The 15695-nt window shown below is 58.6% G+C and carries 17 protein-coding genes and 1 tRNA gene; 8 read left to right on the forward strand and 10 right to left on the reverse strand.

The features are described from left to right. Positions 1–63 precede the first annotated feature (63 nt). Positions 64–396, forward strand: coding sequence for a hypothetical protein (locus RHEC894_RS01295; RefSeq protein WP_085738811.1), 333 nt, complete (start codon positions 64–66; stop codon positions 394–396). Positions 397–722: 326 nt separating this feature from the next. Continuing rightward, positions 723–1019 (forward strand): DUF982 domain-containing protein, encoded by a 297-nt coding sequence (locus RHEC894_RS01300; protein ID WP_085735674.1) that lies wholly within the window; start codon positions 723–725, stop codon positions 1017–1019. Between the two features lie 1867 nt (positions 1020–2886). Here the strand turns inward: RHEC894_RS01300 and RHEC894_RS01310 are convergent. The 3 genes from RHEC894_RS01310 to RHEC894_RS01315 all read right to left on the reverse strand — a co-directional run bounded on the left by RHEC894_RS01310 (position 2887) and on the right by RHEC894_RS01315 (position 4924). Continuing rightward, the gene (locus RHEC894_RS01310) at positions 2887–3642 is read right to left on the reverse strand and encodes a hypothetical protein (RefSeq protein ID WP_085735678.1); all 756 of its coding nucleotides are present in this window, start codon (positions 3640–3642) and stop codon (positions 2887–2889) included. Between the two features lie 2 nt (positions 3643–3644). After that, positions 3645–3794 (reverse strand): hypothetical protein, encoded by a 150-nt coding sequence (locus RHEC894_RS32825; protein ID WP_010065658.1) that lies wholly within the window; start codon positions 3792–3794, stop codon positions 3645–3647. Positions 3795–4354: 560 nt separating this feature from the next. Continuing rightward, positions 4355–4924, reverse strand: coding sequence for a recombinase family protein (locus tag RHEC894_RS01315; protein ID WP_085735679.1), 570 nt, complete (start codon positions 4922–4924; stop codon positions 4355–4357). Between the two features lie 216 nt (positions 4925–5140). Between RHEC894_RS01315 and RHEC894_RS01320 the strand changes: the two genes are divergently transcribed. Further along, a complete protein-coding gene (locus tag RHEC894_RS01320; RefSeq protein WP_085735681.1) occupies positions 5141–6106 on the forward strand; it encodes a restriction endonuclease in 966 nt (321 codons plus the stop codon). 1037 nt (positions 6107–7143) lie between these two features. On the opposite strand, the gene RHEC894_RS01325 is transcribed toward RHEC894_RS01320, so the two are convergent. After that, on the reverse strand, positions 7144–8727 hold the full coding sequence (locus RHEC894_RS01325) for a tyrosine-type recombinase/integrase (RefSeq protein WP_164517659.1): 1584 nt from the start codon (positions 8725–8727) through the stop codon (positions 7144–7146). Positions 8728–8837: 110 nt separating this feature from the next. Continuing rightward, positions 8838–8924, reverse strand: a tRNA-Leu gene (locus RHEC894_RS01330). Between the two features lie 168 nt (positions 8925–9092). Between RHEC894_RS01330 and RHEC894_RS01335 the strand changes: the two genes are divergently transcribed. After that, a complete protein-coding gene (locus RHEC894_RS01335; RefSeq protein ID WP_085735684.1) occupies positions 9093–9509 on the forward strand; it encodes a BA14K family protein in 417 nt (138 codons plus the stop codon). A 10-nt stretch (positions 9510–9519) separates the two neighbouring features. Here the strand turns inward: RHEC894_RS01335 and RHEC894_RS01340 are convergent, their stop codons facing one another. Beyond that, a complete protein-coding gene (locus RHEC894_RS01340) occupies positions 9520–9813 on the reverse strand; it encodes a SelT/SelW/SelH family protein (RefSeq protein ID WP_085735686.1) in 294 nt (97 codons plus the stop codon). 125 nt (positions 9814–9938) lie between these two features. Here RHEC894_RS01340 and RHEC894_RS01345 point away from each other — a divergent pair, with 125 nt between their 5' ends. The 3 genes from RHEC894_RS01345 to RHEC894_RS01355 all read left to right on the forward strand — a co-directional run bounded on the left by RHEC894_RS01345 (position 9939) and on the right by RHEC894_RS01355 (position 11772). Further along, positions 9939–10676 (forward strand): type 1 glutamine amidotransferase, encoded by a 738-nt coding sequence (locus tag RHEC894_RS01345; protein WP_085735688.1) that lies wholly within the window; start codon positions 9939–9941, stop codon positions 10674–10676. A gap of 11 nt (positions 10677–10687) precedes the next feature. Next, positions 10688–11245, forward strand: a complete 558-nt coding sequence (locus RHEC894_RS01350) for a sugar O-acetyltransferase (RefSeq protein ID WP_085735689.1) — start codon at positions 10688–10690, stop codon at positions 11243–11245. Positions 11246–11319: 74 nt separating this feature from the next. Beyond that, positions 11320–11772, forward strand: a complete 453-nt coding sequence (locus RHEC894_RS01355) for a GFA family protein (RefSeq protein ID WP_085735691.1) — start codon at positions 11320–11322, stop codon at positions 11770–11772. A gap of 4 nt (positions 11773–11776) precedes the next feature. Here the strand turns inward: RHEC894_RS01355 and RHEC894_RS01360 are convergent, their stop codons facing one another. From RHEC894_RS01360 to tenA, 4 genes are all read right to left on the reverse strand, one after another. Continuing rightward, positions 11777–12076, reverse strand: coding sequence for a CcdB family protein (locus RHEC894_RS01360; RefSeq protein WP_010068727.1), 300 nt, complete (start codon positions 12074–12076; stop codon positions 11777–11779). After that, complete coding sequence (locus tag RHEC894_RS01365; protein WP_010068726.1) at positions 12076–12306, reverse strand: type II toxin-antitoxin system CcdA family antitoxin; 231 nt, start codon at positions 12304–12306, stop codon at positions 12076–12078. The genes RHEC894_RS01360 and RHEC894_RS01365 overlap by 1 nt, the downstream gene beginning before the upstream one ends. A gap of 58 nt (positions 12307–12364) precedes the next feature. After that, on the reverse strand, positions 12365–14197 hold the full coding sequence (lepA, locus tag RHEC894_RS01370) for a translation elongation factor 4 (RefSeq protein ID WP_085735693.1): 1833 nt from the start codon (positions 14195–14197) through the stop codon (positions 12365–12367). Between the two features lie 77 nt (positions 14198–14274). Beyond that, on the reverse strand, positions 14275–14973 hold the full coding sequence (gene tenA, locus RHEC894_RS01375) for a thiaminase II (protein WP_085735695.1): 699 nt from the start codon (positions 14971–14973) through the stop codon (positions 14275–14277). A gap of 137 nt (positions 14974–15110) precedes the next feature. On the opposite strand from tenA, the gene RHEC894_RS01380 reads away from it, so the two are divergent. Further along, the gene (locus RHEC894_RS01380; RefSeq protein WP_085735696.1) at positions 15111–15680 is read left to right on the forward strand and encodes an XRE family transcriptional regulator; all 570 of its coding nucleotides are present in this window, start codon (positions 15111–15113) and stop codon (positions 15678–15680) included. The last annotated feature ends 15 nt before the right edge of the window (positions 15681–15695 follow it).

The raw sequence follows: 15695 nt of genomic DNA on the forward strand, positions 1-15695 counted from the left end.
TTTGCTTTCCCTACATCCTGAGAACGGCCTGTTGCCGGCAGGAGAGTTGCCATGCGGCTTCCGATGCGGTTTGTGATGATGTTTCCGATGCTGCTCGTTGCCCTGTCCGGGCTTGCTCCGTCGTCCGCCCTTGCCGTCGACTGGACGAAATCGATCGAAGCCGGCGTGCAACCCCTCTATCCCTACAAGGGTCTTCCCGGCGTCAAGGCGCAGCCGGACAAGAAAGAAGAAGAATCCTATAATTGCCGCACCGAAACCGTTCAGATCCGCCGCCGTTACGACGAGATCTTCCGCTCCGGCGGCATGCCGACGCTGATGTATGTCTGCGAACGCGACGGTTTCATCTCGATGGACGACAAGGTGCCGCTGCGCGGCCATTATCAGCCGGTGCGGTAGGCGCTTCAAGCGGTCAGAAAGCCTCTGGAGGCGACTGCCGGAAACGTTCGACCGGAAGCTCCATCCTCAGATAGTCGAAGCTGGCATTTGCTTCGGACGGGTCGACGATCGAATATTTGGCCATGCCCTCTTCTTCGGTGCGCCGCAGCGGCAGGCTTTCGAGCCATCGTCGCGCGGCCGAAGCTCGCGCGTTGTGAAGGCCATTTCGCGAACGTCTCTGCGGGTACTCAGGTGGATGGATCGAGACCTCCAGAAAGCGCCTCGACCGGTTGACGGCACGCTTCTTGCATTGTTACTAATATTCTAATCTTTGGGGAGAAAGTGCCATGCAATGGAACACATCGGCGGATTTTTCGCCTCTTGTTCTCTTTCTCGGTGGCCGGCAAAAGCGCAGGATCGTCAGGACGCTGCGCGACGCCGCCGAGGTGCTGATGGTGGACTGGCCGTTTGAAGACGGAGAGGAATATGTCGTCGCCGTGAAGGCTTGCGCCGATGCCATCATCGGCCAGATCGGGATGGACGAACTCCGGGAAATGCTCATCAGCGCCGCCAGAGAAGCCGGTATGGGGGTTCTAACCGTTATTCCCGACAGCCGGAAGACGACGCCCCATATGGCCGCGTGAGCAAACGTCGACCCATCGGCCTTCGCTCAGGGCATTGATGCCAACAAAGTGTCTGGATGAATGGGACTCATTGAAATATCAGGCAATAAAAAAACCCGGTAAACCGGGCTTCTTTAGGGATGTTTCTGGACCGCTTTTGGCGGCCTGAAACAGGAATGGTGCCCAGAAGAGGACAGGGCTCCAAGCTTCTATCCGCGTTGAATTTGCTATGTTTTTTCGCTCGTGTATAGCGACGTGTGTAGCACTCATGTGGGCCCGTAGCAAGGACTTGTGTTGCAAACCCAACCGCCTGCCATCGGTTCGACATCAACCTAGCGAGTAGTATGCATGGAGGTGTTATTAACGAACTGATTTGAAGGATTCCCTACGAGCGGCGTTCGGTGCATCGTGGGGATAGCTCGAATTTTCGGGGCTATACATACCAGTCCACAGGGTTCAGAGATTGACTCTTGGAAATTTTTTTGTTAGACGCCGCGACCTTTTTTAAGTGTATGAAACGAAATGCCTTTCAGGAATCGAATTGAGTTTTTTGCCAATTCGCTTCGGACAATTTGTCCGCAGACTCCTTGTCAACTCCATTTTTTGATCTTAAAAATCAACAACCTGTTGAACGACAGGTACCGGAAAGGCCCCCACCGCAGTGGGGACCCCTGGAAGGTTGATTGATCAGGGGATGTCTGGGATTACGCCGAGACCGCGGTGCAACGCGGCCAACGGCGGCAGTGCGAACTAACGTGTTCCCACTGCCCCAGACGGAACCGCCAGTAGTCTACTACAGACACTGGACGGTAGATCGGGCATGCTATGCGCATCCCCTACCTCCTTTCCGTTACCGACAAGGAGGGCTTGCCGCCCCTTCGCGGGTTACCCGACGAAGTTACGAAACCTCCCAAGGCTTGCCTGGAACGTCGCGCACTCGCCAAGTGGCAGCAACACAGACTCTAAATACTCGGATCAACCTCCCGTGACAAGCACCCGCCAATCCATTTTGGTGCATTATCCCGCTTTATTGCGCCGCTTACGCGCAAAGTGCTGCGGATGCATGTCCGCCTATGAAAATGCAGGAAAGCGCGTCAGCGAGCGAATTTCGCGGTTTAAGCAAGGGTTCTTAAATTGTTCTAACGGACGGGCGTGGCCGATACGAACCCCTTCTAGCAAGCGCAAGCTGAAGTTCACTACAGCCACCACTGAGCGCACGAAACCGAACAGGTTTAACATATCGCCTGGAGGCGTCCTTGAGCCGCAGGTTCGGCGATCCGCCCTACTGCTGGCGTCCTGGTCTTAGCGTTTGGCAACGTTGGTCTCGTGGGGTTAAGCGAGAGGATTCGCGGTTACGCAAAGCACACTGCGATCGCGTCCGGAGTTGCTGGGCAGTGATCTGGTCAATCACAACCTTGTCGCACAGCCGTGCCTTCCTGACGCCGCCTCTCCGCAAGCTTTTCGTTGTAGCCCGGAGGTGTCAGCCGCTCGATCTGGAGCCCCGTCTTACGCTGCCACGCTTTCCGTAGCGCCCATGTGTAACGCGACTTCTCCTTAAAGCTCGCGTGTGCCGATGGGGCCACCGGGAGTTGGCTAAACGGGATACCGGCCTTGATGCATTCGACAAGCCAATTGGGTTGTGTCCTGCGGGTAGTTGCATCCTTGCCGCTCCGAATGTCTGCTCTCATTTCGTGAATGTTCCTTTCGTGGAAATAGAAGAAGGCTCGGATCGCACCGAGTCCTTGTTGAGGTCGTTCGTCCATGTGTGGATATTTTGAAGCGAAACCGCTACAGCCGCTGCGGAACAACGCTTTCCGGAGTTTCGTGTCGCCCTACGGCGGCTAAGTAGCCACTTTCGTCTTAAGTCATTGAAATCTAAGGACTGGCCTTAGAAATCAGGAAGCTCAGCCGCCTTTGGCCACTCCCGCCTTCCAGTAACAGCCTCGGCCACCTCGGTCACCAATGCCGCAGCATCGGTCAGGACCTTACGAGCCTTCCGGTTGTCCTTCATGGCTCGCATGCAGGCCATGTATTCATCCAACGCAGCACGAGCGGCCTTGGCATACTCTTCGTCCATGTCAGGCGACATCAGCCCTCCAGCTTCATCGTTGCCTTGTTCGAAGCCGTTGCCTTTCATTGCGGCATAGATCGCGGGGAAATCGGACTGCATCCATTTCGGCAACTGGTGCCGCGATACGATGCCGTTGAGGTCCTTCTCCATCTCTCGGGCTGACTTCACAGCGGTGCCCCGGCCTTTGCGGTGCTTGCCTGCCCTAACGTAGGCCTGAAAGACATTGCGCTTGTCCGCACGGGACAACGGCAACCCGTGCCGCCTGTTCGCTTCCGCGGCCAACCATGGAATCTCGTAAGGTCCCTTTGGTGTAACCAGAACGGCTTCGATCTGACGAAGGCCGATGCGCTGAGCGGCGCTGACGCGATGCCACCCATCCACCAGGGCAAACCCTCGGTCTTCATTGGCGGCATCAATCCGAGCGACTTTCACAGGGCTGAATCTCTCACCGCCGCGCATCAGCTCCGCGTATTCACGGACGGTGCGCCACGACATCTGCTGACGGATCTGATTGTCAGGGAGCAGAACCAGAGCATCCAAGGAAACGGTAATTACTTCCTGGGTCGCGTCCATGATCACTTGCCGTTCCAATCGGCCTGGGTCGGCGTCCGAGCCTTCCGGTCTTCCTTATCGGCTGCATCCATCGCCGCTGCTATGATGCTGCGCTGGAGCCGTTGCCTTGCCGCTGCGGCCTTGGCGGATCTCTTTCGTGATTTGTAATTCATTCAATTGTCCTCATTGGGGTTTCATTGGTTGGCTGTGGTCTCGCGGGTTGCTTTGGCATCTGCTCATGTCCCGCTGGCACCGATCCCGAGACACGCGGTCTCAAAGATTCGGCCAGTTCTGTGCATGGAATTGCACACGACAGCGCTCCAGCCCGTCTCGCCCAATGAGGAGGCAGGTCTGACAAGCGAGCGCTCGCGTGTGAAATTCGGCTTGGTGCTATGGAAGGCTGTGTTTGGCGGAGTACCGCGATGGTCACCGTCGGTCACCTTGGTCGTGCCAGTGGTCACCGTATTTCAAAGGTGGTTCGTTCTGCTTTGGACACGAGGGTCGTGCTAGGCGGTGGGTTATTGCGCTCAGCCGACTTGGTCGTGCTAGTGAGGTACCTGTTGTGCTAGGGGGGGACCTATTCCGCTAGTGGCAACCTATCGAGCTAGGGGACAACCTGTCGTGTTGGAGTGGTGGAAATCCCCTTGAGGCGCTTTGATCGTGCTACTGGTGGCCCTATCAACGAGAGCCCCACGATTGCTGTCAGTCACCGTCTTCTTTGCTAGGGGTATACCTATTCCACGCTGGCCGCGCCTGAGAGGTCGAGCGCCCGATAGACAGACGCCTTCGACATGCCGGTCTTCGCCATAATATCCTTCACGGCCATACCGGCGGCTTTCAGTTTCCTCATGGTCGCTATGGTCTCTTCGGTCATTTTCGGATGCCGTCCGAACTGCTTGCCGTCCGCCTGTGCTTTCTTGATCCCATCGGCCTGACGCTCCCTCCTGATGCTGTTCTCGAACTCGGCTACGCTCGCCAAGATTTGAAGGGTTAGCTTCCCGGTGGAAGAGGTCGTGTCCACGCTTTGGTCCATGACCTTGAACTCGACGCCCTTGGCCGTAAGCTCCTCAATGATGTTCAGGAGGTCCCGCGTCGATCTGGCAAGACGGTCGATCTTGGTCACCACGAACACGTCTCCCTCACGGGAATAGTCGATTGCCTTCTTCAATTCCTCACGATGCCGGTCAACCCCCGACCTCTTCTCCTGAAAGACCTTGGCAGGCTTCAAAGCCGCCAGCTTCTCAAGCTGTACGTCGAGGGACTGTCCGGTAGAGGAAACGCGAGCGTAGGCTACGATGGCCATGATAGTGTCTCTCATGTCTAAGAGTTTAAGAGAGCGTGCTTGTGAGACACGTGAGAGACGCTGTCAACCCATGCTGTTCGTAATTCGTCTCTCAGGTATACATTTTGAGACAGCCTCAAGATACCTTCCCCGCTAGACGCCCCGGATCTGACACAATAGGTTGAGCCAACACCCTTCTGCACTCATCAAAAGGGTTCGAACAGAGAAGAAATTGCGATGGCTATTCCTGACTACGAAACCTTGATGCTCCCGGTCCTTCGCTTGTTTGCTGAAGGAAAGCCTAATGTTGCCGCATGTGTCCCCGTCCTCCAAAGACAATTCGGCATCTCCGATGAAGAAGCCGCACAACTCATACCCAGTGGCCGCGTAACAATTCTGCAAAGCCGCGCACACTGGGCTCGCACCTATCTTTCCAAAGCCGGCCTTCTAATGTCGCCAAAGCGAAATCAGCATGTCATCACCGAAGGCGGGCGTATGGTGCTGGCGACCAATCCCGAGAAAATAGACAACGAAACGCTTTCCCAGTTTCCTGGCTTCACTGCGTGGATCGAACAGTCTCGCCAAACTGACAGTAGTGAGTTGCACGGCGATAATAGCGTCGTACCGGCCCTGAGCCAAACACCAATCGACGTAGCACCAATAGACGAACGGCAGACACCCGAGGACGCGATGGAAGCCGCTTCGGGTTTGCTTGACGCTGCGTTGCGAGATGATCTTCTGTCGTTGCTTTACCAGCTCCCTCCACGGCGCTTCGAACGGGTAATACTCGATTTATTGGTTGCAATGGGCTACGGAGGTGGCGACGACGCAAACAGCCTCATGACTAAGGTGACCGGAGACGGAGGAATTGACGGCATCATCCATGAGGACGCGCTTGGGTTGGATGCTGTCTATGTTCAGGCGAAGCGATACGCACCCGACAACAGAATTGGTCGCCCCGATCTCCAGCGCTTCATCGGATCATTGAATGGGGAAAGCGCATCCAAAGGCGTTTTTGTCACGACTTCCGACTTCTCAAGGGACGCACACGAATACCTTCAGAAGGTCCAACAACGCGTAGTGTTGATCAATGGGCAACGTTTGGCTCGCCTCATGATCCAGCATGGCGTGGGGGTACGCATTCGGCAGACATACAAAGTGCAAGGTGTCGACGAGGACTACTTTGGGGACGCCAGCAATTAGCAAAGGCGACAAAAGCCCGCCGCCAAATTCCTCGAATATCCATCGGTGGTCGAATACGGCGACAGTAGGCTACATCAGTTGCCTAGAACGGCCTCGTACAGCACCATTGAGCAACAGCGGGGGTACGGGGGGAAACGCGGCATCGCTTTGCCCAATGATGGCATCTGAAGTTTTTGCGTCGTTTTTTTGGGGAACGTGAACAGGCGCCTGCGATCAATTTCTTCGCGACCAAATTGTCTTCACCGATGCAACGATCTTACTGGCTTTTCAGAAGAAGGCGGCGGGTCCTGTCTTGTTTCAGGGGCATGTAGCCGCAGCTTCGTTGCCTAAAACGCCACCACTATCGCAACTATTGTCATGATGCATCTATCATCTTGATATTGCAGCATTATTTCTGTTGACTCGATCGCCGTTGGATCACTACGTTGTTCGAGAAATGTTCGGTGCATAGGAGCGCGAAAATGACAGATCCACTTTCCCTAGAAGACTGCTCGGAGAACTCAATGCCATCTGCCCCTTCAGACGGAGAAAGCAATGAGTTTCTGGCATTTCAGGGTGCCACCGGGGTCCGCGGATATGGAACCGCGCATGCGTATTTTTCCCGACACCTTCCAGATGCTTTTCGACTGATGCCCGACCCAGTGCTTGATACTGAGGCTGATTTCGGAGCGCTGACTATTAGGACCTTAGAGCAAGGAAAGCAGGTCGTGGTCGTTGAGGCATCAGCGGCACTGAAAGAAAGAGGTATTCACAGGACACTCGCATTCCCGCTCGGTGTACTAAATCGATTTTACCGATAGTCTGGCCAGCGGAGATTTCTGAACCTCCCGACGTTTTGAGGATGGCCAAGCACAAAAGCGTGCAAATCGGCGATCTTGAGGCGAAGCCTCTGGCGGCTGATCTCAGTATAGTGGTCGCTGCTGGGGGGCACCGGGGGTGTTCTCGCGCGATCCCCCATGATGGTGCCGCTTCAAAAATTTCTGCCAGAAATATTCTCATTCGTCGTAGGGGAGCGCCGGGTAAGCCCCTGCGGCCTATTACGGGTTTTCCAGAGGCTTCAACTCATATCGCGGGTATTTCGCAAGAGCCGCCGCTTTTGCCTTGTTGGTAACCGTGCCGTATTTGTCGCCCTCGTCCTTGCTGTCGTGGCCGGTAATGCTGAAACTAATATCCCTTGAGACACCTGCTTCTCGGGCAACGGTACGGAACTTGTGCCGCCAGCCGTGATTGGGCTGGACTTCGGGGTCTGTGACCACTTCGCGGGCAAAGTCCGTGACTCTGTTCTTTGTGGTGCGCCAAGCGGCTCTCTGCGCCTCCTCAGTGTCGCCGAACACCTTCATGAAGAGATAGCCGTCAGTCGCTTTGGATATGAACTCAGGGAAGCCCTGTTCAATAAGATGTTGGTGGAGGGGGACCTCTCGAAATTCCGCGTCCTTTACAGTACCGGCTTCAGGGGTGATTTTGATAATCCATATGCCTGCCTCTGCTCGGAGGTCCTGTTTTCGAAGTTGGACCATTTCGCCCACCCGAGCGCCTGTGTAGGCACAAAGCCATGGCACCCATCTTTTGGCATTTGATAAATGCTCAGAGGCTTTGCCTGTACGTTTGTGGTGGAGGGCGTGTGCAAGGAGCGCCCCGGCTTCCTCGTCGGAGAACTCTGGGTTCCTCACGCGCTTCTTCTTCACCTTTGCGACCTTCACGCCGTCGGCAGGGTTATGGCTCACTTTCCGGTTGGCCATTCCCCAAGCATATAACTGCCGTATCCCTGGCAGGTCGCCACCTGTGATCGTCTTGAGACCGACGCCTTGGGAAAGCCTGTGATCTTTAAACGCTATGATGTCGTCTTGGGTCACGGCTCGGGCATCGTCATGACCCACAAACTCAGAAAGCAACCTCGCGGCCCTAGAATAGGCGTCGTACGTGCTTACCGTCCTGCCTGCCGCCTTGGCCTCACGCCACCATCCTTCAGCCAATCCGATTATGGTCTGAGACCCGTTCGGTAGCGGCTTGGTGGTCTTGGTCTCCTTTGGTAGCTCAAGGGGTGGGTAACGCGGCGCAATTGTGTCCGGGCCGTAATCGCCTTCTGCATTCTGTGCGAGACGTACAGACGCCAGCGACAGCGACACACCCACCGCATCTATGAGAACGGTACGGCTGTCATTGTCTATGATGAGTCGATGTTTCGCCAAGGTCTGGTCAACGGTGGGACCGAACCACTTCTCACGCGCATCATGGTCCTCTGATAGGGCCTTAGCGTGTAGCTGGATGATTTGCTTCCATGTCTCAGACGAACCTGGGTCATCCTCAAACGTTGCGACAAGCGCGTTGTACGCTTCCCCTGCAAGCGCTGCGATCTGCTTATGGGTTAACCGCTTCGGGCCTTCTCGGAGTGATTGCCATACGCTGTCCAGATAAGCCAGGGCGACGGTCTGCCGCTCCTTGGCTTCCCTTGCGTCTCGCGTCCGTAGTGATCCAGTTATCTCGGTTGCCTTGTCACCTACCACGATATGAAGGACTTCATCACCAACCGGAATGGCCATCGTTACGCCGCCAGCCTTATCGATGACATCCTTCGGAATACGTTTTCTGAACTGGATAAAGGTAGAGCCTTTGCGGCGCATTGGACTGGCCATTCTGATATGCACTGTGTGTCACCCGTGTGTAGCAATGGGTGAGCGAAAGACTTAGCAATATCAGGAAGTTGAACGCAATCAATACGTTCTGAATGGAATGGTGCCCAGAAGAGGACTCGAACCTCCACACCCTTTCGGGTACCAGCACCTGAAGCTGGCGCGTCTACCAATTCCGCCATCTGGGCGACGGAGAGCGATGTAAGGGGGCGGCTTCTGACTGTCAACTGGGTTTTTGAAGTTTTTCTGACAGTTGACGAAAAACCAGCCGGTCGCCGGCGGCGAGCGGCCGGTAGCTAGGCATAGCGCTCCGGTCGGCACGCCCTATATAAAGGAAATATCGAAAGGAATGCCGCATGTCCGTTTCCCGCACCCTGCTGCTTGCCGGTCTTTTAGCCGGTCTCGCGCCAGCCATGGCAGGCGCTGATTCGCTGAAGCTGGGCAAGCCGGGGGTCGGGCCGCTCAACACCGGATCGACGCTTTGCGATTTTCGCGGCTGCTTCGGTTTCGGGCCGCAGCAATGGCATCGCCCCGCCTATATCCAGCCGAATTACCGGCCGCGCGGCGCGACGGGACCGACCTATTATCTGCCGGGTGCCGCCGGGCGGCCGCAGCTGACCTATGATCCGCCGCCGGTGCAAAGGGTGCAGCCGAAAGATCCGAACAAGCATATCGCGTGGTGCACCAATGAATACCGTTCCTATAATCCGAGGACGGATCACTTCCTCACCTATGAAGGCGTCTATCGGGTCTGCCGTTCGCCCTATCGCTGAGCGAATACGTTCAGCTTTCCAGCGAGGCGCGGTCGACGTGGCCGAGATCGCGGCCGGGCTCGACGATGTCGCGAACCCGCTGCTTCAGCTCCTTCGGCCCGGGAAAACCGCCGTCGCGCTTGCGTTCCCAGATGAGGTCTCCGTTGACGCGGATCTCGAAATTGCCGCCGGTGCCGGGGATCAGTGCCACTTCGCCGAGGCTGTCGGAAAAGGTATGCAGCAGTTCCTGCGCCATCCAGGCGGCGCGCAGCAGCCAGTTGCATTGGGTGCAGTAGAGGATTGAGACGCGGGCTTTGTCGGTCATGGCGGTTTCCTTTCGTTCGCGTGGATTTAAGCCCTTGCGGCGTGCTCACGCAATGGCACGCAAGCATCTTGCGCGTCGTTCGCCGGCATGGTCTCTTCCATCGTCGGTCATACCGGGGAGAACCTATGCGAGTCGCAGTCGTCGAAAATATGCGCAATACCGGTCTCGGCGCGCTTGCCAGAGCGCTCGACGAGGCGGGAGCTCATATCGAGTGGTTCCGCGTGTGGCAGGATGGCGTCTTGCCGCCGGATATATCCGGCCATGATGCGCTGGTCGTTCTCGGCGGCGAGCAGAGCGCGCTGGATGACGAGACGCATCCTTACCTGCCGGACCTCGTCCGGCTCGCGCACCGCTTCGGTGATGCCGGCAAGGCCGTGCTCGGCATCTGCCTCGGCAGCCAGATCCTCGCCCGCGCCTATGGCGCTGACAATCTTTTAGGGACGGCTCGCGAATTCGGCTGGCACAGGATCGGCGTTACCGCCGAGGGCCGGACCGATCCGCTGCTGTCGGCGCTTGGCGGTGAATTCACCATCTTCGAATGGCATGCCGACACGTTTTCCCTGCCCGAAGGTGCGGTGCGTCTGGCGACGAGCCCGGTCGCCGAGAACCAGGCCTTCCGCATCGGCCGCGCCGTTTATGGCACCCAGTTCCATTTCGAGGCCGAGCGGGCGGTCGTTGAGCAATGGAAGGCGGAATTCCCTGATACGATCGCCCGCATCGCCCCCGGCTGGCTGGAGAACCATGCCGAACTGGCGGCGCGGCATGGCGTCGCCGCCGATGCCGCCGGCCTTGCCATCGCGCGTGCCTGGGTCAGCCTGATCGAACCGGCAGAGATCGGAATATTGTCGGAGGCCTCGGCTTGAGAGGCGAAGCGATGCCGGCGAGTGAACGCGAGAAGATGGCGGCAGGCGAATGGTACTGCTGCCTCGACGACGACCTCGATCTCTTGCGCCGGCAGGCGCGCCTGGCGGTCCATGCGCACAATACGCTGCCGCCGGACGAGCGCGGCGCCATGGCGCCGGCCCTGAGGGCGCTTTTTGCGCAAGCCGCGCCGGATGTCTTCATCGAAGCGCCGTTTCACTGCTCCTACGGCATCAACATCACGCTCGGCGAGCGCGTCTATTTCAATGCCGGCTGCACCATCCTCGATTCCGGCCGGGTCATCGTCGGCGACCGCACGATGTTCGGCCCCGGCGTGCAGATCTATTGCGCCGAACATCACAAGGATGCCGCCCTTCGCAGCGCTGGCATCGAGATCGCCCGGCCGGTTGCGATCGGCAGCGATGTCTGGATTGGTGGCGCCGCCATCATCCTCGGCGGGGTGACGATCGGTGACGGTGCGATCGTCGGCGCTGGCGCCGTTGTAACGAAGGACGTGCCGACGGGAGCAACCGTGGTCGGCAACCCGGCGCGTCGGATAAACGCCGTCTGAAATTCGGCCTGCCTCGCCTCCCTCGACAATGGCGCCGGCTCCGCTAAATCAGATAGCGCAAGGGGAGAGATATCATGACAGCGCGGAACTTACCCATGGAAGGCGGCTGCCGCTGTGGCCGGGTGCGGTTGAAGATCAGCGCGCCGCCGCTGCTGACCATGGCCTGCCACTGCACGGGCTGCCAGAGGATGACTGCGAGCGCCTATTCGCTGAGTGCCGCCATCCCCAGCGAAGGCTTCGAGGTCACCAAAGGGGAGCCCGTCATCGGCGGCCTGCACGGCGTTACGAAACATTATTTCTGCCCGCATTGCATGAGCTGGATGTTCACCCGCCCGGAAGGCATGGACTGGTTCGTCAATCTGCGCGTCACCATGCTCGATGATCCCAGCTGGTTCACCCCCTTCATCGAGACGTGGACGAGCGAGAAGCTGGCCTTTGCCGAGACCGGCGCGGTGCATAGCTATGAGGCGCTGCCCGCAATGGAGGCCTATGAGGGGCTGGTGAAGGAATATATGGGCCGGGGATGAGGGCTCAGAAACCCTGGAAGAGAAAGTCGACAGCCGCGACGATGCGATCGCTATCCGAGCTGAGATCGGCGACCGCTTTTCCCAATTCGTTGGTTGGAATCGATGCCATGCGCTGGGTCGCCATGACATAGGCTTCCCCCTCGATTGAGAAGCGCGGGTTCAGTCGCGAGATCGACCAGTTCAGCTCTTGAACCGGATGCAACGGAACCATGACGCGCGACGGCAGATCTTCAAGCAGATTGGCTTGAAGATCAATTGCCAGGATATTCCCGCTTTTCAAGCGATAGACGTGAAAGCGTGCCATTAAAACTGACGGTATTTGGCGAACGGCAGACCGTGCTTTTCGACATACTCGTTTTCCAGCCGGATAGCCTCGGCATTCTCGATACGCCACAGCCGCTCGCGTTCCGCCTTTATGGCTTTGGCGATTCCATCTTCTGCCGCCCTGGATATGTTGATCTTCAGCTCGCGCGCCTGCGACACCAGACCCTCATCGAGAGAAAGGTTCGCTGCTTTCCTTGCATGAAGCGCCATGACGATCTCCTTGGTCTGATGCGCACACTATATGCGCATCAGATGCCATTGAGAAGTGTTACTCGTCGCCCATCTTCAGCGCCGCGATGAAAGCTTCCTGCGGAATCTCCACCTTGCCGAACTGGCGCATGCGCTTCTTGCCGGCCTTCTGCTTGTCGAGCAGCTTGCGCTTGCGGGTGGCGTCGCCGCCGTAGCATTTCGCGGTCACGTCCTTGCGCAGCGCCGAGATCGTCTCGCGGGCGATGACGTTGCCGCCGATCGCCGCCTGGATCGGGATCTTGAACATGTGCTTAGGGATCAGCTCCTTGAGCTTCTCGCACATGTCGCGGCCGCGCTTTTCGGCAGCGGTCCGGTGCACCATCATCGACAGCGCATCGACCGGCTCGCCGTTGACGAGGATCGACATCTTCACGAGGTTGCCCTCGCGGTGGTCGGTGAGCGTGTAATCGAAGGAGGCGTAGCCCTTGGAGATCGATTTCAGCCGGTCGTAGAAATCGAAGACGACTTCGTTGAGCGGCAGGTCGTAGGTCAGCATCGCGCGCGTGCCGACATAGGTGAGCTCGATCTGGATGCCGCGCCGGTCCTGGCAGAGTTTCAAAATGCCGCCGAGATAATCGTCCGGTGTGAGGATCGTCGCGCGGATCCACGGCTCGTGGATTTCGGAGATCTTGACGACATCGGGCATGTCGGCCGGGTTGTGCAGCTCGCGCTCGGAGCCGTCGGTCATGTACATCTTGTAGACGACGGAGGGCGCGGTGGCGATCAGGTCGAGGTCGAACTCGCGCTCCAGCCGTTCCTGAATGATTTCGAGATGCAGCAGGCCGAGGAAGCCGCAGCGGAAGCCGAAGCCGAGCGCCGCCGAGGATTCCATTTCGAAGGAGAAGGAGGCGTCGTTGAGGCGCAGCTTGCCCATGGCGGCGCGCAGATCCTCGAAATCGGCGGCATCGACCGGGAAGAGGCCGCAAAACACCACCGGCTGCGCCGGCTTGAAGCCCGGCAGCGCCTGGGCCGTCGGCCGCTTGTCCTCGGTGATCGTATCGCCGACGCGGGTATCGGCCACTTCCTTGATCGAGGCGGTGATGAAGCCGATCTCGCCGGGGCCGAGGCTGTCGACATTGACCATCTTCGGCGTCAGCACGCCGACGCGCTCCACCTGGTATTTCGCATCCGTGCCCATCATGCGGATCGTCTGACCCTTGGTCAAAACGCCGTCGATGATGCGCACGAGAACCATGACGCCGAGATAGGTGTCGTACCAGCTGTCGACGAGCAGCGCCTTCAGCGGCGCCTTGTCGCCGCCCGGGCTTTTCGGCGCCGGCAGCTTGTTAACGATCGCCTCCAGCACATCGGGAATTCCGAGACCTGTTTTGGCTGAAATCAGCACGGCCTCCGAAGCGTCGATGCCGATCACTTCCTCGATCTGTTCCTTGATGCGGTCCGGTTCGGCGGCCGGCAGGTCGATCTTGTTGAGGACGGTGACGAGTTCGTGATTGTTGTCGATCGCCTGATAGACGTTTGCGAGCGTCTGCGCTTCCACGCCCTGCGAGGCGTCGACGACCAGCAGCGAGCCCTCGCAGGCCGACAGCGAGCGCGAGACTTCATAGGCGAAGTCGACGTGGCCGGGCGTGTCGATCAGGTTGAGAATGTATTTTTCGCCGTTGTTTGCCTGGTAATGCAGGCGCACGGTCTGGGCCTTGATGGTGATGCCGCGCTCGCGCTCGATATCCATATTGTCGAGCACCTGCTCGGACATTTCGCGCTCGGCAAGGCCGCCCGTCGTCTGGATCAGGCGGTCGGCCAGCGTCGATTTGCCGTGGTCGATATGGGCCACGATCGAGAAGTTGCGGATATGGGACAGCGGAGTGGTCGAATTGGTGCTCATGCGCGCCATATAGCAGCGCCGCCCCCTGCCGCAAAGCGGTAATTATCCCGCTGTTTACGCTATTTTGTCAGCCGGTCGGGCGCGTCTCAGACCGGCCACGTCTCCAGCCGCCAGGCCGAGTCCCAGAACATCCATTCATATTGCGAGGCGCGCACGAAGACATCCATCATCTGAGTGCGCTCCGTGGGCGAGGCGGCGCGGGCGGCGATGTCGGTCAGCGCGATCACCTCGCGGGCGCCGGCGGCAAATTGCGGATCGCCATAGGTATTGATCCAGGCCTGGAAGGCATTGCCCTCGACGGCTGGCCGGTTCTTGATCGCCTCGCCGACGTGCCAATAGATCCAGAAGCAAGGGAGGATCGAAGAAAGTGCCACCGCGTAGGAGCTGTGATAGGCAGTGGCCAGCAGGAAATTCGTATAGGCAAAGCAGGCGGGCGAGGGTTCCGCTGACGTCACATCCTCGGAGCTGATGCCGAACTGGGTGAGGAAGCCGGCATGCAGGCCCTGCTCGACGGTGATCGCCTTCTGCGCCGAACCGAGGAAGCGCAGCACCTGCGCATTGTCGGGCGCCTTGGCCGCGACGATGGCGAGGCATCGCGCATAATGCTTCAGATAGAGCGCGTCCTGCAGGATATAGTGCCGGAAAACCTCCGGCGGCAGCGTGCCGTCCGAAAGCCGTGTCAGCAGCGGCAACACCTCGATCTCGGCCATGACAGGCGCAATCCGGTCCCAGGCGGCGACCGTGAAGCTTCCCGTCTCGTCCATGCTCTGCGTGCTGGCGTCCATCATTCTCTCCTCGGATTTCGCTGTCATATATCGACGCCTGCGTGGTGAAAGCAAGGCACGACCTGCCCGTCGATACAGACTTGATTCCATCATCGGATAATGTATTTCTCTTATAGTAGAATCGCGGGAATCGGACGATGGAACAGCAGCTCGAACAGGCGATCGGCCTTCGCATCCGCACGCTGCGGCTGGAAAAGAGCCTGACGCTGGATGATCTGGCTGTCGCCTCCGGCGTCAGCCGGGCGATGATCTCGCGCATCGAGCGGGCGGAGGCGAGCCCGACCGCCTCGCTGCTGGCAAGGATCTGCGCCGCGCTCGGCCTGTCGCTGTCGGCCTTCTTCGCGGAAGAGGGAGAGCAGGCCTCGCCGCTTGCCCGCCGGCAGGAGCAGCAGGTCTGGCGCGATCCGGAAACCGGTTATCTCAGGCGTTCCGTTTCAGCGCCGGGCACGGCCTCCGATGTCGATATCGTCGAAGTCGAATTCCCTCCCGGGGCCCGCGTCAGCTTTCCCCCGCATGCCGCATCCCATGGCATGACACAGCATATCTGGCTCTTCGACGGCGAGCTGGAGATGACGGCGGGTGAAACCGTTTACCGCCTGCGCCCCGGCGATTGTCTCTTCATGCCGGTCGGCGAGGGCCATGTCTTCCATAATCCCGGCAACGCGCCGGCGCGCTATTGCGTCGTGCTCGATCGCGGCGGCCGATGACAGCCTCATTTCAGG

The organism is Rhizobium sp. CIAT894 (assembly GCF_000172795.2).
Taxonomy (GTDB): domain Bacteria; phylum Pseudomonadota; class Alphaproteobacteria; order Rhizobiales; family Rhizobiaceae; genus Rhizobium.

Bases quoted from the DNA above. Each gene is read 5' to 3' on its own strand.
- RHEC894_RS01295 (WP_085738811.1), top strand. From the start codon at position 64: ATGCGGTTTGTGATGATGTTTCCGATGCTGCTCGTTGCCCTGTCCGGG.
- RHEC894_RS01300 (WP_085735674.1), top strand. From the start codon at position 723: ATGCAATGGAACACATCGGCGGATTTTTCGCCTCTTGTTCTCTTTCTC.
- RHEC894_RS01310 (WP_085735678.1), bottom strand. From the start codon at position 3,642: ATGGACGCGACCCAGGAAGTAATTACCGTTTCCTTGGATGCTCTGGTT.
- RHEC894_RS32825 (WP_010065658.1), bottom strand. From the start codon at position 3,794: ATGAATTACAAATCACGAAAGAGATCCGCCAAGGCCGCAGCGGCAAGG.
- RHEC894_RS01315 (WP_085735679.1), bottom strand. From the start codon at position 4,924: ATGGCCATCGTAGCCTACGCTCGCGTTTCCTCTACCGGACAGTCCCTC.
- RHEC894_RS01320 (WP_085735681.1), top strand. From the start codon at position 5,141: ATGGCTATTCCTGACTACGAAACCTTGATGCTCCCGGTCCTTCGCTTG.
- RHEC894_RS01325 (WP_164517659.1), bottom strand. From the start codon at position 8,727: ATGCGCCGCAAAGGCTCTACCTTTATCCAGTTCAGAAAACGTATTCCG.
- RHEC894_RS01335 (WP_085735684.1), top strand. From the start codon at position 9,093: ATGTCCGTTTCCCGCACCCTGCTGCTTGCCGGTCTTTTAGCCGGTCTC.
- RHEC894_RS01340 (WP_085735686.1), bottom strand. From the start codon at position 9,813: ATGACCGACAAAGCCCGCGTCTCAATCCTCTACTGCACCCAATGCAAC.
- RHEC894_RS01345 (WP_085735688.1), top strand. From the start codon at position 9,939: ATGCGAGTCGCAGTCGTCGAAAATATGCGCAATACCGGTCTCGGCGCG.
- RHEC894_RS01350 (WP_085735689.1), top strand. From the start codon at position 10,688: ATGCCGGCGAGTGAACGCGAGAAGATGGCGGCAGGCGAATGGTACTGC.
- RHEC894_RS01355 (WP_085735691.1), top strand. From the start codon at position 11,320: ATGACAGCGCGGAACTTACCCATGGAAGGCGGCTGCCGCTGTGGCCGG.
- RHEC894_RS01360 (WP_010068727.1), bottom strand. From the start codon at position 12,076: ATGGCACGCTTTCACGTCTATCGCTTGAAAAGCGGGAATATCCTGGCA.
- RHEC894_RS01365 (WP_010068726.1), bottom strand. From the start codon at position 12,306: ATGGCGCTTCATGCAAGGAAAGCAGCGAACCTTTCTCTCGATGAGGGT.
- lepA (WP_085735693.1), bottom strand. From the start codon at position 14,197: ATGGCGCGCATGAGCACCAATTCGACCACTCCGCTGTCCCATATCCGC.
- tenA (WP_085735695.1), bottom strand. From the start codon at position 14,973: ATGGACGCCAGCACGCAGAGCATGGACGAGACGGGAAGCTTCACGGTC.
- RHEC894_RS01380 (WP_085735696.1), top strand. From the start codon at position 15,111: ATGGAACAGCAGCTCGAACAGGCGATCGGCCTTCGCATCCGCACGCTG.